Source organism: Salinibacillus xinjiangensis, assembly GCF_009649735.1.
In the GTDB taxonomy this organism is placed as follows: Bacteria; Bacillota; Bacilli; order Bacillales; family Alkalibacillaceae; genus Salinibacillus; species Salinibacillus xinjiangensis.
This window is the reverse complement of sequence record NZ_WJNH01000001.1, coordinates 69,941-92,481: the sequence shown is the minus strand read 5'-3', so window position 1 is coordinate 92,481 and position 22,541 is coordinate 69,941. Positions and strand designations below refer to the sequence as shown.

General features: G+C 37.5%; 25 protein-coding genes. 23 read left to right on the top strand and 2 right to left on the bottom strand.

All coding sequences use genetic code 11. The features are described 5' to 3' along the window. Positions 1–14 precede the first annotated feature (14 nt). From GH754_RS00425 to GH754_RS00345, 17 genes are all read left to right on the top strand, one after another. Positions 15–506, top strand: coding sequence for a flagellar protein FlgN (locus tag GH754_RS00425; RefSeq protein WP_153726765.1), 492 nt, complete (start codon positions 15–17; stop codon positions 504–506). 12 nt (positions 507–518) lie between these two features. Next, positions 519–2,090 (top strand): flagellar hook-associated protein FlgK, encoded by a 1,572-nt coding sequence (gene flgK, locus GH754_RS00420; RefSeq protein WP_153726764.1) that lies wholly within the window; start codon positions 519–521, stop codon positions 2,088–2,090. Between the two features lie 10 nt (positions 2,091–2,100). After that, positions 2,101–2,982 carry a flagellar hook-associated protein FlgL gene (gene flgL, locus GH754_RS00415; RefSeq protein WP_153726763.1) on the top strand — a complete coding sequence of 294 codons (882 nt, stop codon included), beginning with the start codon at positions 2,101–2,103 and terminating at the stop codon, positions 2,980–2,982. A gap of 70 nt (positions 2,983–3,052) precedes the next feature. After that, positions 3,053–3,631: a DUF6470 family protein gene (locus GH754_RS00410; RefSeq protein ID WP_153726762.1), complete on the top strand. Its 579-nt coding sequence runs from the start codon at positions 3,053–3,055 to the stop codon at positions 3,629–3,631. A gap of 24 nt (positions 3,632–3,655) precedes the next feature. Beyond that, positions 3,656–4,123 carry a flagellar assembly protein FliW gene (gene fliW / locus GH754_RS00405; RefSeq protein ID WP_153726761.1) on the top strand — a complete coding sequence of 156 codons (468 nt, stop codon included), beginning with the start codon at positions 3,656–3,658 and terminating at the stop codon, positions 4,121–4,123. After that, complete coding sequence (gene csrA / locus GH754_RS00400; protein WP_153726760.1) at positions 4,095–4,313, top strand: carbon storage regulator CsrA; 219 nt, start codon at positions 4,095–4,097, stop codon at positions 4,311–4,313. The genes fliW and csrA overlap by 29 nt, the downstream gene beginning before the upstream one ends. Before the next feature lie 234 nt (positions 4,314–4,547). Next, positions 4,548–5,363 carry a flagellin N-terminal helical domain-containing protein gene (locus GH754_RS00395; RefSeq protein ID WP_153726759.1) on the top strand — a complete coding sequence of 272 codons (816 nt, stop codon included), beginning with the start codon at positions 4,548–4,550 and terminating at the stop codon, positions 5,361–5,363. Between the two features lie 107 nt (positions 5,364–5,470). Beyond that, positions 5,471–7,420: a glycosyltransferase family 2 protein gene (locus GH754_RS00390; RefSeq protein WP_153726758.1), complete on the top strand. Its 1,950-nt coding sequence runs from the start codon at positions 5,471–5,473 to the stop codon at positions 7,418–7,420. A gap of 110 nt (positions 7,421–7,530) precedes the next feature. Then, positions 7,531–8,361 carry a sulfotransferase family protein gene (locus tag GH754_RS00385; RefSeq protein WP_194841237.1) on the top strand — a complete coding sequence of 277 codons (831 nt, stop codon included), beginning with the start codon at positions 7,531–7,533 and terminating at the stop codon, positions 8,359–8,361. A gap of 19 nt (positions 8,362–8,380) precedes the next feature. Beyond that, complete coding sequence (locus tag GH754_RS00380; protein ID WP_153726756.1) at positions 8,381–9,436, top strand: class I SAM-dependent methyltransferase; 1,056 nt, start codon at positions 8,381–8,383, stop codon at positions 9,434–9,436. Between the two features lie 39 nt (positions 9,437–9,475). Then, a complete protein-coding gene (locus GH754_RS00375) occupies positions 9,476–10,366 on the top strand; it encodes a sulfotransferase family protein (RefSeq protein ID WP_153726755.1) in 891 nt (296 codons plus the stop codon). Positions 10,367–10,383: 17 nt separating this feature from the next. After that, the gene (locus GH754_RS00370; protein ID WP_153726754.1) at positions 10,384–10,539 is read left to right on the top strand and encodes a putative motility protein; all 156 of its coding nucleotides are present in this window, start codon (positions 10,384–10,386) and stop codon (positions 10,537–10,539) included. Positions 10,540–10,688: 149 nt separating this feature from the next. After that, on the top strand, positions 10,689–11,057 hold the full coding sequence (gene flaG, locus GH754_RS00365) for a flagellar protein FlaG (protein WP_153726753.1): 369 nt from the start codon (positions 10,689–10,691) through the stop codon (positions 11,055–11,057). A 14-nt stretch (positions 11,058–11,071) separates the two neighbouring features. Next, on the top strand, positions 11,072–12,892 hold the full coding sequence (gene fliD / locus GH754_RS00360; RefSeq protein WP_153726752.1) for a flagellar filament capping protein FliD: 1,821 nt from the start codon (positions 11,072–11,074) through the stop codon (positions 12,890–12,892). Positions 12,893–12,918: 26 nt separating this feature from the next. Continuing rightward, on the top strand, positions 12,919–13,326 hold the full coding sequence (gene fliS, locus GH754_RS00355) for a flagellar export chaperone FliS (RefSeq protein WP_153726751.1): 408 nt from the start codon (positions 12,919–12,921) through the stop codon (positions 13,324–13,326). Continuing rightward, positions 13,326–13,679, top strand: a complete 354-nt coding sequence (locus GH754_RS00350; protein WP_153726750.1) for a hypothetical protein — start codon at positions 13,326–13,328, stop codon at positions 13,677–13,679. The genes fliS and GH754_RS00350 overlap by 1 nt, the downstream gene beginning before the upstream one ends. Positions 13,680–13,687: 8 nt before the next feature. Then, positions 13,688–14,050 (top strand): hypothetical protein, encoded by a 363-nt coding sequence (locus tag GH754_RS00345; RefSeq protein WP_153726749.1) that lies wholly within the window; start codon positions 13,688–13,690, stop codon positions 14,048–14,050. A 62-nt stretch (positions 14,051–14,112) separates the two neighbouring features. Here the strand turns inward: GH754_RS00345 and GH754_RS00340 are convergent, their stop codons facing one another. Together GH754_RS00340 and GH754_RS00335 are read right to left on the bottom strand one after the other, a co-directional pair. Beyond that, on the bottom strand, positions 14,113–15,096 hold the full coding sequence (locus GH754_RS00340) for an ornithine cyclodeaminase family protein (RefSeq protein WP_153726748.1): 984 nt from the start codon (positions 15,094–15,096) through the stop codon (positions 14,113–14,115). A 24-nt stretch (positions 15,097–15,120) separates the two neighbouring features. Continuing rightward, positions 15,121–16,428: an MFS transporter gene (locus GH754_RS00335; RefSeq protein WP_153726747.1), complete on the bottom strand. Its 1,308-nt coding sequence runs from the start codon at positions 16,426–16,428 to the stop codon at positions 15,121–15,123. A gap of 233 nt (positions 16,429–16,661) precedes the next feature. Between GH754_RS00335 and GH754_RS19520 the strand changes: the two genes are divergently transcribed. From GH754_RS19520 to prfB, 6 genes are all read left to right on the top strand, one after another. Continuing rightward, positions 16,662–16,988: a helix-turn-helix domain-containing protein gene (locus tag GH754_RS19520; RefSeq protein ID WP_228550079.1), complete on the top strand. Its 327-nt coding sequence runs from the start codon at positions 16,662–16,664 to the stop codon at positions 16,986–16,988. Beyond that, on the top strand, positions 16,955–17,206 hold the full coding sequence (locus GH754_RS19515; RefSeq protein WP_228550078.1) for a cupin domain-containing protein: 252 nt from the start codon (positions 16,955–16,957) through the stop codon (positions 17,204–17,206). The genes GH754_RS19520 and GH754_RS19515 overlap by 34 nt, the downstream gene beginning before the upstream one ends. A 236-nt stretch (positions 17,207–17,442) precedes the next feature. Next, positions 17,443–18,003: a ribosome hibernation-promoting factor, HPF/YfiA family gene (gene hpf, locus GH754_RS00325; RefSeq protein WP_153726746.1), complete on the top strand. Its 561-nt coding sequence runs from the start codon at positions 17,443–17,445 to the stop codon at positions 18,001–18,003. A gap of 313 nt (positions 18,004–18,316) precedes the next feature. Then, the gene (locus GH754_RS00320) at positions 18,317–18,487 is read left to right on the top strand and encodes a prefoldin domain-containing protein (RefSeq protein ID WP_153726745.1); all 171 of its coding nucleotides are present in this window, start codon (positions 18,317–18,319) and stop codon (positions 18,485–18,487) included. A gap of 224 nt (positions 18,488–18,711) precedes the next feature. Next, positions 18,712–21,225 carry a preprotein translocase subunit SecA gene (gene secA / locus GH754_RS00315; RefSeq protein ID WP_153726744.1) on the top strand — a complete coding sequence of 838 codons (2,514 nt, stop codon included), beginning with the start codon at positions 18,712–18,714 and terminating at the stop codon, positions 21,223–21,225. An 86-nt stretch (positions 21,226–21,311) separates the two neighbouring features. Next, positions 21,312–22,410 (top strand): peptide chain release factor 2 gene (prfB, locus tag GH754_RS00310; RefSeq protein WP_323741817.1). Its coding sequence is split into 2 segments (ribosomal slippage): positions 21,312–21,374 and positions 21,376–22,410, totalling 1,098 coding nucleotides; the frame shifts between segments, so codons are not numbered across the junction. Positions 22,411–22,541 lie beyond the last annotated feature (131 nt).

Genomic DNA, 22,541 nt, shown 5'->3' with positions numbered 1-22,541 from the left:
AGGAGGACGACAGCTTGTCAACTCAGGCAATTATCCAAGCCATGTCAAAGCTCATGAAACTACATGAGAGCTTACTAAAGCTATCGAAGGAAAAAACAGAATTACTAAAAAGCGGTGACATGGATGCTTTTCAATCCCTGTTGGTGAATGAAAACAAGCATGTACAAGCTGTCAGTCAACTGGAACAAAAACGTGTCACGTTAACGGAAAAATGGTTTCAGCAGCAGGGAGTCACTAGCCAGGAAAATACAGTATCTGAAATGCTGAAACATATAAAGGACGAAAATGAAAAAGAAGAGCTAACGAATATTTTTGAGAAATTTATCATGCTTATGGCAGAGCTCAAGCAACAGGAACAGCTCAATCAAGAGCTAACCCAACAATCCTTACAGTTTGTCGAGCTTTCGTTAGATTTACTTCAACCATCAATCAAAAATTTAAACTACGGCGATCAAAAAAAAGGGTCATCAGCACCGAAGAGGTCTGTTTTTGACTCCAAAGCATAGGGGGTACCAAATTTGTCAACATTTAGTGGATTAGAAGTAGCAAAACGAGCACTATTTACCCAACAAAGTGCTCTACATACAACTGGACACAACATCGCGAATGCCAATACACCAGGGTACTCCCGACAACGAGTCAATTTTGTGCAGGAGACCCCATATCCAACACCAGGGAGAAACCGTCCTGAAATTCCTGGACAAATTGGACAAGGGGTACAGGCTGGATCAGTTCAGCGTGTGCGTGATCAATTTGTAGATATGCAGTTTCGTGCGGAAAATAACAAATCAGGTTACTGGGAATCACGAGCCGGTGCATTGAGCCAGATGGAGCAAATTTTAAATGAGCCAAGTGATACAGGCTTATCATCCACAATCAATCAGTTTTGGCAGTCGTTAAATGATTTGTCTGTAAACCCGGAAGATTCAGGGGCGCGTTCTGTTGTTCAGCAGCGAGGGATTGCAGTTGCGGATACCTTTAATTATGTTTCGGACTCCTTAAAGGCTATCCAATCAGATTTAAAGGATGAAATTGATGTTACAACAAAGGATATAAACTCTTTGGTTAGCCAAATAAGCAAGATTAATGACCAAGTAAAAGCGATTGAACCCCATGGCTATTTACCGAATGATTTGTATGATAAACGTGATCAGTTAATTGATGAGCTTTCGGAAATGGTCAATATCAAAGTCACATTTAATGAAAGTAGTAAAAGTTCTAAAGACATCGCTCAAGGAATTGCATCCATCGAGCTTGTGGATCGTGAAGGACAGGCTCTAAGTGCTGATAAATTAATTGACGGGAATAACAAGGTCAACCAAGTGAGTGTTGGTTATGAAGAAGTAAATGGACAACGAGTTGTTAACGGGATTACTGTTGGAGGAAGCACTATAACACCTGAAGAATTCACGGCTAACGGAAAGTTAAAGGGACTTATGGAGTCTCATGGATATAGTGGAAATGGTAAAGTGAAAGGTATTTACACTTCGATGTTAAAAGACATTGATCAGATGGCTTTTGCTTTTGCACAGGCCTTCAATAATCAGCATGAACAAGGAATCACATTGAAAAATGAACAAGGCCAGGCCTTCTTTAAAATTGATGAGTCATTTTCAGCGGACAATTATATTGGATATGCGTCCGAAATCGATTTGACGGATACAATTAAGAATGATGAAGACAATATTGCAGCAGCTTTAGTATTAGATGAAAACGGTGATCCAATGGGGCCGCAGCAAGGGCAATCCTATCTTGGTAATGGTGAAAATGCTCAAGCATTAGCCGATATAAAGGACAAGGTTTTAGGAAACTTACTAGGTGAAAATACGACCGTAGACAGTTTTTACGAAGGGATTATTGGTGATTTAGGTGTACAGGCCCAAGAGGCGAACCGCATGTCTCAAAATGCCGATACCCTAAAGGGTGCGGTGGAGTCGAGACGTCAATCGATTAGTGGAGTTTCACTGGATGAGGAAATGACAAACATGATTAAATTCCAGCATGCTTATAATGCAGCGGCTAGAAATATGACGGTGGTAGATGAGATGCTAGATCGAATTATTAATCAAATGGGGTTAGTCGGAAGGTAGGTGAATAACAATGCGTGTAACTCAATCGATGCTATCGAATAATTTTATGAGAAATTTATCCGGTAGTTATGAACGAATGGCCAAATATCAGGAACAGCTTTATACAGGGAAAAAGGTGAGCCGGCCTTCTGATGACCCGGTTGTAGCGATGAAAGGGATGAATTACCGGACTGAGCTAACGGAAATTAAGCAGTATCAGCGTAACTTAGGGGAAATTCACAATTGGATGAGTAGCTCGGATGATGCGATGGATAAGGCTACAAAGACATTGCAACGTTTACGTGAGTTGGCTACACAAGCGAGTAACGATACTTACGAGGGAGACCAACGAGCCAATATAGCTCAGGAAGTTGAACAGCTTCGGGATCATTTAATTGATATTTCAAATACAAAAGTAAATAACAAATATATTTTTAACGGTACCGATACAACCAATCCGCGTTTTAATGAGAATGGAGAGTTAATAGCAGGTAATGCTAATAATGATGCCGTAAATATTGCTGTTTCAGATGGAATTGTACTTAAAGCTAATACCAATCCCTCTAATATGTTTACAGAAGAGCTATTTGATAATATTCAAAGTTTTGCAGATGATTTAAAGGCTGGAAAAACAGGTAAAGATCTTGATAATTATATAAAGGATATCGACGGTTTTATTAATGATGTTGTGGATGAACGGGCTAATTTAGGTGCACGTATGAATCGGTTGGACATGGTAGAGGACCGCCTAAGTTCACAGGAAATCACGGCGACTCAGATTATGTCTGATAATGAAGATGCCGATATAGAAAAAGTAATTATGAATTTGAAAACGCAAGAAAGCATTCATCGTGCCGCATTATCAACAGGTGCACGAATTATTCAACCATCCTTAATTGATTTCTTAAGATAAGCTATCTGACTTGAACAGATAGCTTTTTACATATTGGCATGATTGTCTAAACTAAAAGTGAGGGAAAGACATGCAGCTTCCACAAATTCGATTACAATCTCAGATGGCAAAAACAGAACTAAATATATTCCCGGCTAAGCAATCTATCCAGCAACCAGAGGCTGAGATAACCATCGAGCAACCGAAAGCAGATATTCAAATTGATAAGCAGCCAAGTAAGCAAACAATTGATCAAACCCAGGCGTGGCGTGATATGGGTATGGTCAATTCCGTGGAGTTTGCAAGGAACTTTGGTCAAAAGGGACATCGATCTGCGGATGAAGGTACATCGAGGCGGGCTAGTGAAGGTGATGATTTGATGCGAATTGAAAACGGAGGAAACCCTATTGTTAGTCATGCGGTGAATAATGCGTATGATCCTATGAGGGAATTTAATATAGGGTGGATTCCATCTCATAATGCAGTGAAGATTGATTATCAGCCTGCTAAGGTGAATATTGATGTACAAAGGAATGAGCCTAGAATTTCCGTGCAACCTCGAAAACCAATTACCGATTATCAGCCCGGTAATGTAGAAGTTGGAAAGAAGCAGTATGCCAATTTAGAAATTGACTTTGTTAATGTAAATTGGAAGGAAACGACTATATAATTTTGAGAAAAGAAGTGGTGAATGATGAAAATAGATACATTGTATTTTGGAGAGATGTATGTAAGTGATGAAAGTGTTTTGACTTTTGAATCTGGTATTCCAGGGTTTAAAGATGAGAAAAAGTTTGCGATTTTTAATTTGCCAGATAATAATGCATTTCAAATCTTACAATCTATCCACACAAAGGAATTGTCTTTGGTATTAACGATTCCTTATTTATTTTATAAGGATTATGAGATTGATTTAGATGAGGGAACTATTGATCAGCTAGAGATTAAAGACCCTGAAGATGTTTCTGTTTATTCCATTTTGACGTTGCAGGATTCTTTAGAAAAATCAACTATGAATCTTCAAGCTCCTGTGGTAGTGAATGTGAAAAATAATCAAGCGAAACAAATTGTATTAAATGACCAACGATATAAAACGAAACACCCACTTCAGCCAGAAAGTGAGGAGAAAGCTCATGTTAGTGCTAACACGAAAAACAGGTGAATCGATTGTGATTGGTGATGATATTGAAGTAAAGGTTGTTGGCGTGGATGGTGATCAGATTAAGCTTGGGATTTCTGCTCCTAAGAATGTAGATATCCATCGACAAGAAATTTATCAGTTGATACAGGAAGAGAATAAAGCGGCGAGTCAGTTGACAAAGAATGCAATTGAATTATTATCTAAGAAATAGATAGATGCTTGGTATCACAGGTTTTCACTTGAGGGTATCAAGCATTTTTTGTGAGCAAAATTGGTTCAACAAATTATTATAAAAAATTATAAATTAGCCTAAAGAATTACAAAATGCTGTCGATATAATAAGTGTAGTGATAAACAGCACTAAAGGCGGCCGACTTTAGTCTGTAAAACTAAACAAACCCACAAGGACGTGGCGAATAATAACCTTTCAAGGAGGAATTTTATAATGAGAATTAATCACAACATCGCGGCGCTTAATACGTATCGTCAGTTAGGTGCAGCAAACAATGCACAACAAAGTTCAATGGAGAAATTGTCTTCAGGTCTTCGAATTAACAAAGCTGGAGATGACGCAGCTGGTTTAGCAATTTCTGAAAAAATGCGTGGACAAATCCGTGGTTTGGAAATGGCAGAGAAAAACTCTCAGGATGGTATTTCTTTAATTCAGACCGCTGAGGGAGCTTTAAACGAAACGCATTCTATTTTACAACGTATGCGTGAGTTAGCGGTACAATCTGCCAACGATACGAATACTGATAGTGATAGAAGTCAGTTGCAGGCTGAAATCAATCAGCTATCAAGTGAGATTGATAGAATTGCTGATAACACAGAATTTAATACGCAAACGCTATTAGACGGTACTCTATCTGGAACGGGGATAACTTTACAAATTGGAGCAAATCAGGGTCAAGCTTTAAACTTTACTATTGGAACTATGAATGCAGCCAATTTATTCTCTTCAATTGATATTTCAAGCCAAACGAAAGCAGATGCAGCAATTGCTTCATTAGATACAGCAATTGAAAGTGTATCAAGCCAAAGGTCTAAATTCGGTGCTCTACAAAACCGTTTAGAACATACTATTAACAATTTAGGTACCTCCGCAGAAAACTTGACTGCAGCTGAGTCTAGAATTAGAGATGTGGACATGGCTAAAGAAATGATGAACCAAACGAAAAACAGTATCTTAGCACAAGCTTCTCAAGCAATGCTAGCTCAAGCAAATCAAATGCCACAAGGCGTACTGCAACTATTGAGATAAGTTATATACATTTAAACAACTCTCTTTTAATAAAGAGAGTTGTTTTTGAAAGATACTTTGATAAATCTAGTATCTTTCAAAAACAACTCCAAGAAAAGGTGATTTATTTGTCTAATTCTGTAATATCATTATGTATGATTGTAAAAAATGAAGAAAAAGTAATTAAACGATGTCTTGATTCTATAAATGGTATTGTGAATGAAATTATTGTAGTTGATACTGGGTCAACTGACAATACAAAAGCGATATGTTCGAAATATACTCAAAATATTTATGACTTTGAATGGTCAGGCAGCTTTTCCGAAGCTAGAAATTTTGCATTATCTAAAGCAACGGCAAAATGGACTTTAGTTTTAGACGCAGATGAGTATGTGGATAGAGACAACTTAATTAAAGTTGTACAAGATTTAACTGAAAATGACTATGAAAAAGATTCATTCGCTGTCACTATTAATAATTTTACTGGAGTTAATGCACAGAAAGTTGTCCAGCACAAAAATTTACGAATTTTTAGAAACAGCGGTAAAATTAAATATAAAAGAGCTATACATGAACAATTGTTTAGGGAAGATCGGCAATTAGTAGTAGGAAGTTCCGAGTTGATAATATACCACTCAGGATATTTGAAGGGAACAATTCTGGAAAAGAACAAGCATAAAAGAAATGGTGAACTTCTACAAAAAGAAATGGAAAAGACAAATAATGCATTTGACTATTTTAACTTTGGGAATGAATATATGTCGGAAGGGAACTTAGAAAAAGCACTCGGAATGTTTCAAAAGGCTTATCAAAACAAAGATGATTTAGGGTATAGTTGGGTTCCACTTTGTGTTGTGCATTTAGTTGAATGTTTATTGCATTTGAACAGATTTGCTGATGCAATTGAGGTTATAAATGATGCTGAACAGATTTGGAGCAATTCACCTGAATTCCAAACAATCAAAGGGATAATTTACTTTAATCAAAACCGATTTGAGGATGCAAAGACTGTACTTAATAATGTTGTAAAAAATCAAGAAAACTATCAACTCTTTATAAAAAGTATAGACTACCTAGAGTATTATCCTAAAGAAATACTAGGGAAGATTTATGAAAAAGAACTATCAATTGAGTTGGCTGTGAAACATTATACAGAAGCATATAGTTTCAATAAAAACACACAAGTGTTTAAAAACCTTATATCTTTGTTAGCAAAATATGTAACTGAGAATCAATTTATATCATTTATAAATGAAAATCGTTTTATTGAGAAGAAGCAAGAGTTTACAGGTATTATTGAGGTATTAATGTATACAAATAAGCCAAAGTTGATAGAATTTATCCTAGGTATGCATACTCAAGTGGAGAATATTGAAGCTATACAATTAAAAGTAGATTTAATGAAGAGTGATTACATTAAGGCATTAAGTACACTTGATGTAAACCCTAATGTACTTAAGAATCAAACGTATTTTGATATTATTGATTTGAATTTACTTACTCTTAGAATTACAGATCCTGAATATATAAAAAAGATGAAAAACTTTATGCAGGACCAAGATTATATATATAAATTTATTACTGAACCTACTAAAGTGTTGAATGTGGAAAATGAACATAAATTTAAAAAAATTTTTATGAATATCCTATTACGAAGTCTAATGCTTCATCAGTTTAAAACATTTGAGCAGTTATTACCTTTAAGAAATCTTTTTGATAAATCAATTAACCTAGAAATAGGTCATATGCTCTATAGTTATCATATTCAAGATCTTGCCATGGACTTTTACCAAGAAATTGAGTCAGTAAAAGAATATGATAGTGAGACTTTTGTGAATATTATACAGGAATTTAGAAATAAAGACTATAAACAAGAAGCATTAAACTTTGTAATTGAAGCATTGGAACATGGGCATACTGACTTTAGAATTTTAGTTGCAGGTATAGAGATAGTTGAGGACAAAGACCTTAAGGATGAAAAGAAGGAGTTAATACAGCTTGCAAAGGAGTATTATCCTGATAGTGAGTGGTTAAAAAATGAAGAAGCAAAAAATGAACTATCTGATATATTCTTATAGACGATTTCGACATGCTCAATTATGATTGCTTATAGATAAAAGATATACATTTAAATATAATACCTTTTACTGTTAGCCATAACTAAAATAGTATCTTGGAGGAAAAACTTGTGAATTATACTCAACAGATTCCAGATGATTATCAACCTATTTTTATTGGGGGAGCAGGGAGGTCTGGAACAACTTTATTAAGAGTTATGCTAAATAGCCACCCTAATCTTTGTTCAGGTCCAGAATTTAAACTGCTTCCTCAATTTATGGATTTATATAAACAAGTCAATAGTTCAAGTTACCAGCCAATAGCAGAATCGTATTTATTAAGTAGCGAATATATTCAAAGTATCTTTGCAACTTTCATTTATAACTTTTTAGAACCAATCCGCAATTATTCAAGGGCACAAAGAGTTGTAGAGAAGTCACCACATAATGTATTAGTTATGAAAGAATTGGTACAAGTTTTCCCCAATGCTAAGTTTATTCATGTAATTCGAGATGGAAGGGATGTAGCTTGCTCCTTGAAAAGAATGGAATGGACTAACTTCAACGGAGAACCATTATGGTATGTAGAAAATCTTGAAAATGCAACTAAATATTGGGCGGAAATTATTACAAAGGGAATAGAAGATGCAAAGAGTCCATTATTAAATGGAAAAATAAAATTTGTAAAATATGAAGAGTTGGTGAGTAATCCTAAAAACATAATGAAGAAAGTTCTTAACTTTTTAGAGGAGCAGTGGAATCCATCAGTTCTAGATTACAATAAGGTACAGAGAAATGAAGAACCTGTTGAATCAAGTACTAAACAGGTGTCAAAGAAATTATATACTCAATCAATGAACAGGTGGCAACGTGAGTTTACAGATGAAAACAAGGAAATGTTTAAAAACATAGCTGGGTCATTGTTAATACAAATGGGCTATGAAGATTCACTGAATTGGTAATAAAGAAACTATTATTTATATGCTACTTTTTAAGGGGGAGAGAATCATCAGTTCGTTACAAGAGGATTTAAGCAAAGTAGATAGTTTAATAGCTGAAGGAAATGATACCGGGGCAAGAGATATACTGTTGCAATTGAACAAAGAAGATGAAATATTTGACATCACTTCTTTCCGTTTAGGTGAAGTATATAATCGGTTGGGAGACCCTCAGAAATCTTATCAATATCACACACAAGCATTTAAACGAAATAATAGTCTAGCTAAGAAAATACTTCCATCAAACCATGCAAATTTTCAATATATATACAAATTTGACGAAGAAATCTTTATAAAAAATTGCCCGATATGTCATCAAAAAGGATATGCATATAAGGTTTTCAATATGATTAATAGTAATGGCTTTTCAATAGGTTTTAATCCAATACGTATTTGGATGAAGTGTGATTCCTGCCATCATATCTTTGCCTTTAACTTTCCAAAAAAGTTAGAGAAGATTTTACAAACTGATGTTAAGGATTATTACGTAAATGAAGAAGTAATAAATAAATTATGGCTCTTTGGAAAAACAATATCAAATATAAAGCAGTATACCCGAGGAAATGATTTGCTTGAAATTGGTGTAGGTGCTGGGGGCTTAATAGCTGTAGCAAAAGAAATGGGATTTAACGTTGAAGGTATAGAGATTCGCCCTGCGTATGCAGAAGCTGTATCAAATAAGTTTGACATACCAATCGAAGCAACTAGTTTTGAAAACTTTCATACAGAAGCCCAATATGATGTTATATGTATGGGAGACGTTTTAGAACATCTAACAAACCCAATTGAATCTTTAGAAAAAGTATACCAGTTACTAAAAATAGATGGTTTGGTGTGGATTTCTACTCCCAACTTTGAAAGTGCTTATTCAAATTTTATTGGTGATGAGGACGCAATGTGGCGAATCTGTGAACATATTAATTATTTTTCTTTCCAATCATTACACAACGTATTGAGAAAACTTGGGTTTAAAGTAATAGACTATCAAGTTTCTTCATTTTATAAAGGATCTATGGAGGTTATTGCAAAGAAAATCTAAAATTAATTAAATGAAAATTATTTAAGATAGGTGATAATTATGGAAAATGTTTTTCCTCCAATTTTTATTGGAGGTTCAGGTAGGTCTGGAACTACACTTCTAGTTGATATGCTAGGATTGCATAAAGATTTATCCCCAATATATGAAACAGACTTTGTTTCATATATTATAGATTTGTTTTATAGGTCATCTAAGGAAAAATTTTATGAAAATAAACTTAAATATAGGAAATATGTTGAACAGTGGTCTGAGCTACTACCCCAAAGACCACATAATAAACAAACGTACGAAAGGTACGTTCATGGCCCTCATTATATAAATTTTTCAAAACAAGAAATGAGAGATGTCACGGATAAGTTTTTAAGTGAATTAACATTAGCAAATATAGATAAATCTGTTATCACTTACTTAAATGAATTATTTTCATTACATTCAAAAAACGATAATAAATTGTGTTGGGTAAACAAGACACCTGCTTACGTTAATTACTCTGAGCAATTGTTAAAATGGTTTCCTAATATGAAGTTTATCCACATTATTAGAGACGGGCGTGACGTAGCTCTTTCTGTAAGAGACAGAATAGGTCCTAAAGACTTTAGTGTATTAGCTGACTGGTGGATGAATCAAGTCTTACTGGGTATGTCCTTTGGAAGAAAGCACCCACATAATTATATTGAGGTTAAGTATGAAGACTTGATTTTAACTCCTTCGAAAACTTTGAATTTTATTTTTAACTCTCTAAGAGATAGTAATCAAAGAGTGGATAATAACCAATTAGAAGATATTATAGAGCAATCCTATGATCTAAATGAGTCTATGATTGGTAAGTGGAAAGCTTATCCCTATCAAGAAGAGATATTTGAATTTACTACGAAAAGTAATACGTTATTACAGTACCTTGAATATGGTGGAATTTCTAAAAACGTTTAAACAAGGAAAAGGTTTTATTGTATTTAAAATCGGGTGAATTACTGAACAAAACAATGAACCAAGCTGAATACAAAAGTAAAATCATGATCAAAATGCCTGAAGACTCAGGTGTAAAAACAATGCAACAGTCAGTTCAGCCTCATTTAGGTAGCTTTATTAATGTCAAAGTATAGTACACACCCTTATCAAAACGGAGAAATCCTGATAACACCAGTTATAGGGGGTTTCTCCGTCTTATATTTCCAATAAGTTTTCCAAAACACTAAAACTATTGAACTTTAAACCGATAAAAATAATAAAGACAATTAAGGAGTTGCAAAACATGGATGTAGGTAAAACTTTATCTGGGTCCCAACTCCTGCAAAGGTCACAAAACAACCAGTTCAATCCAACATATAGAAAGAGTACCGATGCAGATGGGGAACAAATTTATGTTCAAAATGAAGAACATGACGGATTACCATTAAGCAGTGAGCAGGTCAAGGATATGACAAAGCGATTAAATGAATTTATAGAACCTACTGAAACCTCGCTTAAATTTGAATTTCATGAGAAATTAGAAGAGTATTATATAACCATTGTTAACCCAAGCACTAAAGAAGTTATAAAAGAAATCCCTCCTAAAAAAATGCTTGATTTATATGCCGCTATGGCTGAATTTATGGGGTTTATAGTTGATAAAAAAATATAATGGTGGTGATATAGATGACTGGTATGAGAATTGGTGGACTTGCCTCAGGGATGGACACCGATAAAATTATAAATGACCTGATGAAAGTAGAACGAATGCCTTTACAAAAAATGCAACAGGATCAAATATGGATGACATGGCAACGTGATGCTTACCGTGAAATGAACTCAAAGTTATTCGAACTAGATTCCCTTAGTTTTGATATGAAGATGTCTAGTACATATCAATCCAAAACAGTAAGTTCTTCAAACGAATCATTTGTAACGGCAACAGCAAGTTCCAGCGCTGCTAATGGTTCACATACAATTGAAGTGACGAAAGTAGCTAATGCAGCTTATATATCTAGTAACACAGAACTATCTGCAGATCCCAATAATAAAATTGATGCAAGTCAAAGCCTGTGGTCTCAACAAGATAAATTTGCAAATTCTGCAGATATTAATTGGCAGACAGCTACACATGTAAATAAGGATATTACCGTTGGGAAAGACGGAAACGATACATTCAAATTGGATAAAGGTGCTATAGATACAATTAGTGGAACCACCATATCCGTTAACGATAGTGATGGCAACCTGCTTAAAGAATATAATATTATAACAGGCACAGATTCAGTTTCATCCGCCACCCCTGACACGAACCAAGTATATATTAATACGGATACTGGAGAAATGAAATTCGGTGAAACTTTAACAGAAGGTAGTACGATTACAGGACCAGAGTATACGCATAATACTTTATCCTTTGCATTTACAACCTATGATCAAAATGGAGAAATCATTGAAGACGATCCGGAAAATCCCGACGGTGAATACAATTTCACCTTTGATGCTACATTATCTTTAAATCAAATGATGACCAAAATCAGCAACTCTGATGTAGGGATTTCGGCCTTCTATGATTCTTATTCGGATAAAGTAAACTTCCAACGTACCGAAACCGGTGACTTGAATACAGGTGGAATTGAAATTGGGATGTCAGGCTCATTTTTAACGAGTGTATTAAAGATGGGTAATGCTACTGAAAATGGTGGTGAAAATGCAGAATTCACGATTGATGGTCTTAGTACACAAAGAACTTCTAATACTTTTACAATCAGTGGCGTAACCTATTCATTAAAGGCAGGGGGAACTTCAACCATTAGTGTTGAAGATGATACCGAAACGTCCTATGAAAATATTAAAGAATTCGTTGAAAAATATAATGAAATTATCGGTAATATTAATAGTAAATTAGTGGAAGAACGATACCGTGATTATAAACCTTTAACAGATGAACAAAAAAGAGACATGTCTGATCGTGAAATCGAATTATGGGAAGAAAAATCGAAAAGTGGTCTTCTTAGAGGAGATAACATTCTTTCATCCGCACTGACAGAGATGAGAAATGGCTGGTATAGCCAAATTGAAACCGGTGACGTATTCACCCATCTATCTGAAATTGGAATTGAAACGACATCGAATTATTTAGATGGCGGGAAGTTAGTCATTAATGAATCAAAATTAAAAGAAGCGTTAGCTGAAAACTCTGGTGCTGTGAAAAAGTTGTTTAGTAATGACGTAGATGCTGACGGGGGAATTATTGAACGGGTCGAGGGTGCTATACAAACTGCGAGGGAACGTATTGAAGAACGAGCTGGAAAATCGACTCATACCCTCCAACAGTATACCATGGGTAGACAGTTGGATGATTTAAACGATCGTATTGACCGCTTTCAAGACAAGCTAGTAACAGTGGAGGACCGCTTCTGGCGTCAATTCACCGCCATGGAAAAAGCAATTCAACAAATGAACCAACAATCTGCATTCTTAATGAACCAGTTCGGTGGAATGTAATAGAAGTAAAGGAGTGTTTCAAAACAATGGCAAATCCATATGCAACACAGCAACAAGCATATCAAAATAATACCGTTAATACAGCATCTCCAGGTGAGTTGACTTTAATGCTATATAATGGCTGTTTGAAGTTTATTAAACTAGCCAAAAAGGATATAGAAGATAAAAGTTATGAACAAAAAAACATCAACATCCAAAAGGCACAGCGTATCATTCAAGAACTAATGTTAACCCTGAAACCAGAGAATCAAATTTCTGATCAAATGATGCCGCTCTATGATTTTATGAACCGAAGACTGATGGAGGCCAATGTGCATAATGATATTTTAGCTCTTGATGAAGTATTTGACCTTGTAACTGAATTCCGTGATACTTGGAAGGAAGTCATTCGCCAAAGTCGTCTGCAGCAGTTTGGTCAAGGTGGGAATGCTTGATGAGTGCTGTGAAACAGCTACATGAGATGACAACTGAGTTTTTTCAACTGACAACCAAGCGAACAGAACAGAATGATCGGGATCAATTGTTAGGGGATATTATGAAATATCTTGATACTCGTGAGGAGCTTATTAAAAAAGTGAAATCTCCATATACGGATGAGGAAACACGGCTTGGGAAAGAAATTGTGAGCATGGATGAACAAATTCAAGCATCCTTACAAGATATACTTACGCAATTAAAAGGATCCATGAAACAAGTACAAAACCAAAAGCGCAACAACACAAAATATATGAACCCTTATCAAAACGTATCGACGGTTGATGGTATGTTTTTTGATAAGAGAAATTAGGTGGTTTGATGGAAAATTTAAGTGACAGCCAAGTGGTATTTTTACAGAAGTATCATCAATTGCTAGAAGGAATGGACGAGGCGTTGGGTTATTTGAAAGAGATGCCTGATGTGAATCAGTCAGATATAGCGGAAACGCTGTTTGCTGATTTAGTAAAAGCTATGCAACAGCTCCATGAGAGTCATCATCAGCTGACATCTTTGATTGAAGTGAACAACCTGGAACAGTTTGACTCCCTAGTCCAATCGATGTCGAAATGGTTTGAGCCTGAGGAGGATAAATCGCGTCTTCTACTTGATGAAGTTGTCCCGACCTTTAAGGAGTGGAAGGGAAAGATGGATCAGCGAGTGGAGCCGTATATTTTGCATTAATGATAAAAAGCCAACTTCCATAAAGACGTGGAAATTGGCTTTTTCAGTATTTGGAGAACGGACTACAACTCAGCACTCACCCCAACACCAGAATCCTTCAACTTCTGATAAACACCAATCGCAACCACCAAATCAAAATAAGCAGCTCCGACTGACTTGAAAAAGGTAATCTCTTCATCAGAATCTCGAAGCATGAGGTCATACCCGCCTATTTCACTAAGTTCAGCATACACATCAGAGAAGCTCCAATCTGTTTCTTGGTCAGCGTGGATTAACTCACCTGCTTCATCCTTCACTCCAGAAAGGTCATCGACTACTATCTTAGCGGCACGCTCAATAGTGGTTTGATCAACCTCACGCATTGACGGTAAAAAGGAGCCAACCCCATTAATATGTGTCCCAGGTTTAACCAATTCACCATCAAAAACTGGCTCTTTAGAACGGGTTGCACAGCAAATAATATCTGCTCCAGGAACTACCTCCTCAGAGCTTTCCACAACCTCAATGCTCTGTGTAACACCAAAATCCTTCAACCGACCCTTAAACTGCTCCGCCTTCTCCAAAGTACGGTTAAATAGCTTAATAGATTCAATCCACCGAACCTCAAGCATCCCCAAAACCTGCTCAAAGGCCATACCACCAGTCCCAATTACACCGAGAACACTCGCATTAGGTCTGGCTAGCTTTTCCGTAGCAATCCCACTAAGAGCCCCGGTTCTAAGTCTCGTTAAATATGACGCATTCATCATACAAACATGCTCCCCAGTTGTGGCATCTGTTAGCATTAATACACCTTGTGTGGTCGGCTTACCTTGCTTTGGATTTTGCGGGAAAATGGACACTACTTTTACAGCCGCCATCTCTTGGGCTAAGTCGGCACTTGGCATATATAAAGCCGATCCCTCATATTTTGGAATATCAAGAACGGTTCGGTGTGGGCTTGTGATGGACCCATCTTGTTTTGAGATGAGTCCTTTCTTGACATCTGCAATAGCATCCTTCATTTTGTAATGTTGCTGAATTTCCTTTTCTGACAAAATTAGCATAATGACTTCCTTTCTTCTGGGTGTTTAGTTGGCTTCTCTGTATTGACTTTCAGTTTCTTCATCTAAGCCTTGGTTACTACGATCTTTTACAGCCATGACAGCGATCAGTGAAATAACCGACGTTAAAATGATGTATAGGGCTACTGGTACGTAGGAATTATTGAATTGAATGAGTAAAGCTGTTGCGACGAGTGGAGCGGTTCCACCTGCTGCTGCAGCCCCTATTTGATATCCAAGCGAAATTCCTGTGTAACGTACCTTGGCACTGAAGATTTCGGAAAACATGGTACCGAGTACTGCTGTGATGGGTGCCCAAATGACACCTAGTCCAATGATAGTTGCAACCATTAAGAGTGCGACTGAATTTTGTTGGATCAGCCAGAAGTATGGGAAAGCAAATAGGCCCATTAGCACTGTTCCCCAAATATAGAGTGGTTTACGGCCAATTTTATCGGATAAGGCCCCCATAATTGGCATTAAAATGGTTGTGATGATGGTACCAATAGTAACAGCATTTAAGGCGTTGGTTTCTGTGAAGTCTAAGTTGGATGTGGCATAAGATACGATAAATGTACTGAAAATGTAAAATGGTGCGGTCTCAACTACTTTGGCTCCAATGGCAATCAAAACTTCTCTCCAGTGGTAGCGTAGAGTGTCTGCAATTGGAAGTTTAGCCACTGTGCCCTGCTCCTGGTTCTTTTTGAAGGAAGGTGTTTCATCAATTCCTTTCCGAATCCATAAGCCAAATACAACTAGTAATGCACTAATAATAAATGGAACTCTCCAGCCCCATGTCATAAAGGCGCCATCTGGAAGCAATGTCATAATGGAAAGGGCGATGGTACCCATTAACATCCCTATCGTTACACCCATTTGAGGGACACTACCAAACAATCCGCGTTTCTCTTTTGGAGCATATTCTACCGCAAGTAGTACAGCTCCGCCCCATTCACCGCCAAGTCCAATTCCTTGGATTAAACGTAACGTAATGAGTAGAATAGGTGCCCAAATTCCAATCACTTGGTATGTAGGGAGAACCCCCATCAGGAAAGTTGAAGTTCCCATTAAACTAAGTGTGAGAACCAATGTTTTCTTTCGGCCAATCTTGTCACCGATATGACTAAATATAATTCCACCAAAAGGACGAATCAAAAAGGCTAATGCAAATGTGGCGAAAGCAAACAAGGTTCCAAAGGCTGGATCTTCTGTTACAAAGAATAGCTGGTTAAAAACTAGTGCAGCGACCGTTCCATATAAAAAGTAATCAAACCACTCGATGGCGCTGCCCACAATACTTGCAACAAGTACACGTGTCATTTGTTTCTTTTCCATTGTTTCTCACCCCTATAAATGTTAGTTTTATGAAATACTTCACTAAATAGAAATCGCTTTCATTATAGTTAAAAACTTATAATCTATTTAGTTGTATTTCGGTAAAATTTAAGTGGTACTTAAATTTATAGTAAAAGTATATTAAAATATTCTGTGAATTGTTAATTTTATTTTAGTTGGTATAATTCAATTAGGACTATAGTAGGAACGTTGATAAATGAGGTGTAATCATAATGCCGAATGAAATTGGACAAAAAATAAAACAGCTACGAAAAAGCCAAAAGCGTACACTCAAACAGATTTCGGATGCAACGAATCTATCAATAAGTTTTCTTTCTCAATTAGAGAATGCCAAGTCGTCTGTTACCCTTGAATCTCTGAAAAAGATTTCTGATGTGCTTGAGGTAAATCCTAGTTATTTTTTCTCGGAAGATGATAGAGGGGCACAGTCCACCATCCAAAGAAATACGTCCGAAGTGCCTGGTTTAGAAAAGAATACGTTCATTTATCGAACCTGGGTGGGAACATGGATAATCCACTCTTTACACCATTTTTGGTAGTCTTAAATCCCGGTGAAAATCAAGGCAATAACATTACCCATAAAGGACAGGAATTTCTTTATGTGATTGAAGGAACTTTAACCGTACAGATTGATCAAGAAGGGTATATTTTGAGGAGATTTGATAGTATTTTTCTTGATTCTTCTAAACCGCATTATTGGTTGAATAAGACGGAAAAGGCTGTGAAGTTTTTGTGTGTGACGGCAGAGGGGGAGTAGTAGGGTGGGGTCAGACCCTAACTAGATTTGTGTGAAGCCCTTGTTATGGGAAATTCATGATATAGGGCTTTTCTTTTGAAAAATTTTTTTAAGGGTAAGACCCCGTTCTATGTCGTTTGTGACAGGGTTCGACATGAAATGACACAGAACGTTCATAAACATCTTTTGGGTTTATAGAGGAATTTTTATGGGAATCGTAGAATAAAGAATACATAAGGATGAAAGGAGGACTTCTTATGAAATTTAACATAAGAGGCGAGAATCTCGAAGTTACAAATGCAATTCAGAATTACGTGGAGAAGAAGATTGGGAAGTTGGAGAAGTATTTTGACGACACAATCACTTCTGAGGTTCATGTAAACTTAAGTGTTTATAATGGTGAACAACGAATTGAAGTAACGATTCCGATGCAAGACCTCCTATTACGTGCAGAAGAGCATCACGCAGACTTATATGCCGCAATAGACCTAGTTATTGATAAATTAGAACGTCAAATTCGTAAATATAAGACGAAGATTAATCGGAAGTTCCGTCAGCAAGGAGCTCCGAAATATGTCTTTGCTCAAATGGAAAGAGAAATCTTTAACCAAGATCGAGCTTATGAAGAAGATGAAGACGATTTTGAAATAGTACGTACCAAGAGTTTTGACTTAAAGCCAATGGCGTCTGAGGAAGCGATCCTGCAAATGGATATGCTTGGTCATACATTTTTTGTCTTCACCAACGCTGAAACTGGTGATACCAATGTGGTGTATCGACGTAACGATGGACGCTATGGATTAATTGAACCTAGCTAAAACGCTCAAAAAACGAACATCCTTATGAAACATAAAACCTGCCCATTCTGTGGGCGGGATTTTTTAAGTGAGCAAAACTTATCCTTCCACCAAATTTTCCTTCCTATACACAATGAAAGAAAAAAATCCTGTTTTTTAATCTTATTTTACGAAAATCATCCTTTTCGACTTAAAATGACACTATTCGTTTGAAAACCGTCTTGAATTTCGGCATTTTCTCGCTCAAGCTTCCTCCATTTTTCATTTTCGTCGATTTTCCACCAAAATGTTTTCATGGTATAAATAATGTATTGAAAGTAAAGGAGGCGTATTCATGATCCACCATTCGTGTCCCCATTGCCGCAGTATAGAAGACCGAATCAAGCAGCACGAAAAATATATAGCACAGCTGGTAGACATCCTAGCGAAAATGAATCAGAGACTCATAGATTTGGAAGATCGGCATATTGTAAAGTTTGATTCCCCCATGTCCAAGCGTTTTTAGGAGCAAGAGTTCCATCCATTCCACTCTTGCTCCCATCCCTCCCAAATAGAAGTGTTAAAGTGAATACGAATTCCTGCCTGATTTTGCAGCTCTAATGCTGCTCATTTTTTGCCTCAAAACCACCTATAACCGCGATTTTGTTGTATTTTGCTCACTTTTAGTGTTATGATAAAGTGTGGATTAATGTACGATATAGTTACTATCAAAATAGAGGTGCTAAGGTTATGCGAGGAATATTCAAAAAGGTTTTTGGTGATGGAAATACACGTCAGCTCAAAAAACTGGAAGCAACAGCAGATCAAATTGAAGCATTAGAGCCTGACATGCAAAAGCTATCGGACGAGCAACTAACTGCGAAGACAGAGGAGTTTAAACAGCGTCTTGAAAAAGGTGAGACTTTAGACGATATTTTAGTGGAAGCATATGCAGTTGTTCGTGAAGGGGCGAATCGTGTTCTGAAGATGCGCCCATATAAAGTACAGTTGCTAGGTGCAATCGCCCTTCATGATGGAGACATTGCAGAAATGAAAACCGGTGAAGGTAAAACACTGGCCTCCACTATGCCTGCCTACTTAAATGCTTTAACCGGAAAAGGTGTCCACATTGTAACGGTTAACGATTACTTAGCAGATCGTGACGCGAAAGAAATGGGAGAGCTTTTCCAATTCCTCGGACTAACAGTTGGTTTAAACTCAAACGGTTTATCCAAAGAAGAAAAACGAGATGCCTATGCGGCAGATATCACATATGGTACGAACAATGAATTTGGCTTTGACTATTTGCGTGACAACATGGTGCTTTACAAGGAGCAAATGGTTCAGCGTCCACTACACTATGCCATCATTGATGAAGTGGACTCTATTTTAATTGATGAGGCCCGTACCCCATTAATTATTTCAGGGTCTGCATCTCGGTCGGAAAGTGCTTATGTTCAAGCGAATTCCTTCGTACGTACATTGAAAAATGAGGAAGACTATACGTATGATGAGAAAACGAAAAATGTTCAATTAACTGAGGAAGGGATCAATAAAGCAGAGAGCTTTTTCAAAGTGGAAAACCTTTATGATTTATCCAATGTATCCCTAACTCATCATATTAGCCAAGCCTTAAAGGCCCATGTCATTATGAACCGCGATACGGATTATGTGGTTCAGGAGGGTGAAGTGGTAATCGTTGACCAATTTACGGGTCGTCTAATGAAAGGGCGCCGCTATAGTGATGGTCTTCACCAGGCGATTGAGGCGAAGGAAGGCATGCAAATTCAAAAGGAAAGCATGACCTTGGCGACCATTACGTTCCAGAACCTTTTCCGTATGTATGAGAAGATTTCTGGTATGACGGGTACAGCGAAAACAGAGGAAGAAGAATTCCGAAACATTTACAATATGAATGTTGTTGTTATCCCAACTAACAAACCATTGGCTCGTGATGACCGTCCAGACTTGATTTATAAAACGATTGAAGGAAAGTATCAAGCTGTTGTAGAGGAAATTCGTCAGCGCTATGAAAATGGACAACCCGTATTAGTTGGTACCGTTGCGGTTGAAACGTCTGAAATTATTTCTAAGCTACTGAAAAAAGCAGGCGTGAAGCATAACGTGTTGAACGCGAAGAACCACTTCCGTGAGGCGGAAATTATCCTTAACGCTGGTCAAAAAGGTGCGGTTACGATTGCAACCAACATGGCTGGTCGTGGTACGGATATTAAACTTGGTGATGGCGTGGTTGACCTCGGTGGTTTAGCCGTTATCGGTACAGAGCGACACGAATCACGTCGTATCGATAACCAGCTCCGTGGACGTTCTGGACGTCAGGGAGACCCAGGTGTCACTCAATTCTACCTTTCTCTAGAAGATGAATTGATGCGACGTTTTGGCTCTGACAACATGAAGTCGATGATGGAACGTCTCGGTATGGATGATGACCAGCCGATTGAAAGTAAGATGGTTTCACGTGCTGTAGAATCAGCTCAAAAACGAGTTGAGGGTAACAACTTTGACGCTCGTAAAACATTGCTTGCATATGATGATGTGCTTCGTCAGCAGCGTGAAATTATTTATCAGCAACGCTTTGAGGTTATTGATTCTGAAAGTTTACGCGAGATTGTTGAAGGCATGATTTCATCAACCGTTAGCCGTGTTGTTCAGTCCTATACAGCAGAGGATGTAGAAGAGGACTGGAACATAGAAGGTCTTGTTTCTTACGTGAATGGAAATCTGCTTGAGCCTGATGCACTTTCAGAAGACATGCTAAAAGGCAAAGAGCCAGAGGAAATTTCCGAATATATCATGGAAATGATCAAGACGAAATATGATGAAAAAGAAAGCGAAATCTCACCTGAACAAATGCGTGAGTTTGAAAAGGTAATTCTCCTTCGTACGGTGGATACGAAGTGGATGGACCATATCGACCAAATGGACCAGCTACGTCAGGGTATTCATTTACGTGCTTATGGTCAAACCGATCCGCTTCGTGAATACCAAATGGAAGGTTTCGCTATGTTTGAGCAAATGGTGGCAGACATCGAGGAAGAAGTTTCTCGTTATATCATGAAGGCTCAAATCCGTGATAATCTTCAACGTCAGGAAGTTGTTAAAGGAACGAAAGCCGTAAGTGGCGGTGGCGGCGAAGAAAAGAAAAAGCGCAAGCCATACGTTAAGCGGGAAAATATAGGCCGTAATGACCCTTGTCCATGTGGCAGCGGGAAGAAATACAAAAATTGTCATGGCGCCAATTAATAAATGAAAAAGGGACACTCCTCTGGGGTGTCTCTTGGATTGTCGTGCTGTTGATTAATATAAAGATTATATTTAGAGGTGATGACGTGGACTTAGCAGAAATTAGACAAGAAATAGATAAAATTAGCAAGCGACTCGATGACTTTAGGGGGTCTCTTTGACTTAGAAGAGAATAGAGCTCGCATTGCCGAATTAGAACAAGAAATGACCGCACCAGAATTTTGGGATGATCAAGATAACGCCCAAAAGGTGATTGGTGAGGTTAATGGATTAAAAGATCTTGTGCAATCCTTTGAAAAAAACGAAGCAGCTCTGGATAATCTTCAGTTAACTTATGAGTTAGTGAAGGAAGAGGATGATGCAGAGCTTCGTGAAGAGTTAGAAGATGAGGTGCATCAGTTAACCGAAACACTTAATGAATTTGAACTACAAATGCTATTAAGTGAGCCTTATGATAAAAACAATGCCATTTTAGAATTACATCCTGGCGCTGGTGGTACGGAATCTCAGGACTGGGCGAGCATGCTACTCCGGATGTATACGCGTTGGGCAGAAGGTAAAGGGTTCAAGGTGGAAACATTGGACTACCTACCAGGTGATGAAGCAGGGGTGAAAAGTGTGACACTACTTATTAAAGGTCATAATGCTTATGGGTATTTGAAGGCAGAAAAAGGGGTTCATCGATTAGTGCGAATTTCTCCATTTGACTCATCGGGTCGCCGTCACACTTCCTTTGTCTCCTGTGAAGTGATGCCAGAGTTTGATCATGATGTAGATATTGAGATTAACAACGAGGATTTAAAAATTGATACCTACCGTTCGAGTGGAGCTGGTGGTCAGCACGTTAACACGACTGATTCAGCTGTCCGAATTACCCACCTACCTACAAATACTGTAGTGACGTGTCAATCTGAGCGGTCCCAAATTAAGAACCGTGAGCAAGCAATGAAAATGTTAAAAGCTAAGCTCTATCAACTAGAGCTTGAGCGTCAGCAACAGGAATTAGATGAAATCCGCGGCGAACAAAAGGAAATCGGCTGGGGAAGCCAAATTCGCTCCTACGTTTTCCATCCGTATTCCATGGTTAAGGACCATCGGACGAATGTTGAGGTCGGGAATACACAAGGTGTGATGGATGGAGATTTAGGTCCATTTATTGACGCATATTTACGGTCGCAGATGTAAAGATTATATAGTAAGTTGATTGAGCCAGAGGGTGAGAGTCCTCTGGCTTTTGTGGTCTTTGGGAGGTCAATCTAAGTGAAAAGCTGCAATTGGTAGATTACTGCGTTAATTACTTAGAAAATAAAACTTAA

Excerpts from the sequence above, each read along its gene's own strand:
- flgL (WP_153726763.1), top strand. The coding sequence starts at position 2,101 with ATGCGTGTAACTCAATCGATGCTATCGAATAATTTTATGAGAAATTTA.
- GH754_RS00410 (WP_153726762.1), top strand. The coding sequence starts at position 3,053 with ATGCAGCTTCCACAAATTCGATTACAATCTCAGATGGCAAAAACAGAA.
- fliW (WP_153726761.1), top strand. The coding sequence starts at position 3,656 with ATGAAAATAGATACATTGTATTTTGGAGAGATGTATGTAAGTGATGAA.
- csrA (WP_153726760.1), top strand. The coding sequence starts at position 4,095 with ATGTTAGTGCTAACACGAAAAACAGGTGAATCGATTGTGATTGGTGAT.
- GH754_RS00395 (WP_153726759.1), top strand. The coding sequence starts at position 4,548 with ATGAGAATTAATCACAACATCGCGGCGCTTAATACGTATCGTCAGTTA.
- GH754_RS00380 (WP_153726756.1), top strand. The coding sequence starts at position 8,381 with ATGCTACTTTTTAAGGGGGAGAGAATCATCAGTTCGTTACAAGAGGAT.
- GH754_RS00375 (WP_153726755.1), top strand. The coding sequence starts at position 9,476 with ATGGAAAATGTTTTTCCTCCAATTTTTATTGGAGGTTCAGGTAGGTCT.
- flaG (WP_153726753.1), top strand. The coding sequence starts at position 10,689 with ATGGATGTAGGTAAAACTTTATCTGGGTCCCAACTCCTGCAAAGGTCA.
- fliD (WP_153726752.1), top strand. The coding sequence starts at position 11,072 with ATGACTGGTATGAGAATTGGTGGACTTGCCTCAGGGATGGACACCGAT.
- fliS (WP_153726751.1), top strand. The coding sequence starts at position 12,919 with ATGGCAAATCCATATGCAACACAGCAACAAGCATATCAAAATAATACC.
- GH754_RS00350 (WP_153726750.1), top strand. The coding sequence starts at position 13,326 with ATGAGTGCTGTGAAACAGCTACATGAGATGACAACTGAGTTTTTTCAA.
- GH754_RS00345 (WP_153726749.1), top strand. The coding sequence starts at position 13,688 with ATGGAAAATTTAAGTGACAGCCAAGTGGTATTTTTACAGAAGTATCAT.
- GH754_RS00340 (WP_153726748.1), bottom strand. The coding sequence starts at position 15,096 with ATGCTAATTTTGTCAGAAAAGGAAATTCAGCAACATTACAAAATGAAG.
- GH754_RS00335 (WP_153726747.1), bottom strand. The coding sequence starts at position 16,428 with ATGGAAAAGAAACAAATGACACGTGTACTTGTTGCAAGTATTGTGGGC.
- GH754_RS19520 (WP_228550079.1), top strand. The coding sequence starts at position 16,662 with ATGCCGAATGAAATTGGACAAAAAATAAAACAGCTACGAAAAAGCCAA.
- GH754_RS19515 (WP_228550078.1), top strand. The coding sequence starts at position 16,955 with ATGGATAATCCACTCTTTACACCATTTTTGGTAGTCTTAAATCCCGGT.
- hpf (WP_153726746.1), top strand. The coding sequence starts at position 17,443 with ATGAAATTTAACATAAGAGGCGAGAATCTCGAAGTTACAAATGCAATT.
- GH754_RS00320 (WP_153726745.1), top strand. The coding sequence starts at position 18,317 with ATGATCCACCATTCGTGTCCCCATTGCCGCAGTATAGAAGACCGAATC.
- secA (WP_153726744.1), top strand. The coding sequence starts at position 18,712 with ATGCGAGGAATATTCAAAAAGGTTTTTGGTGATGGAAATACACGTCAG.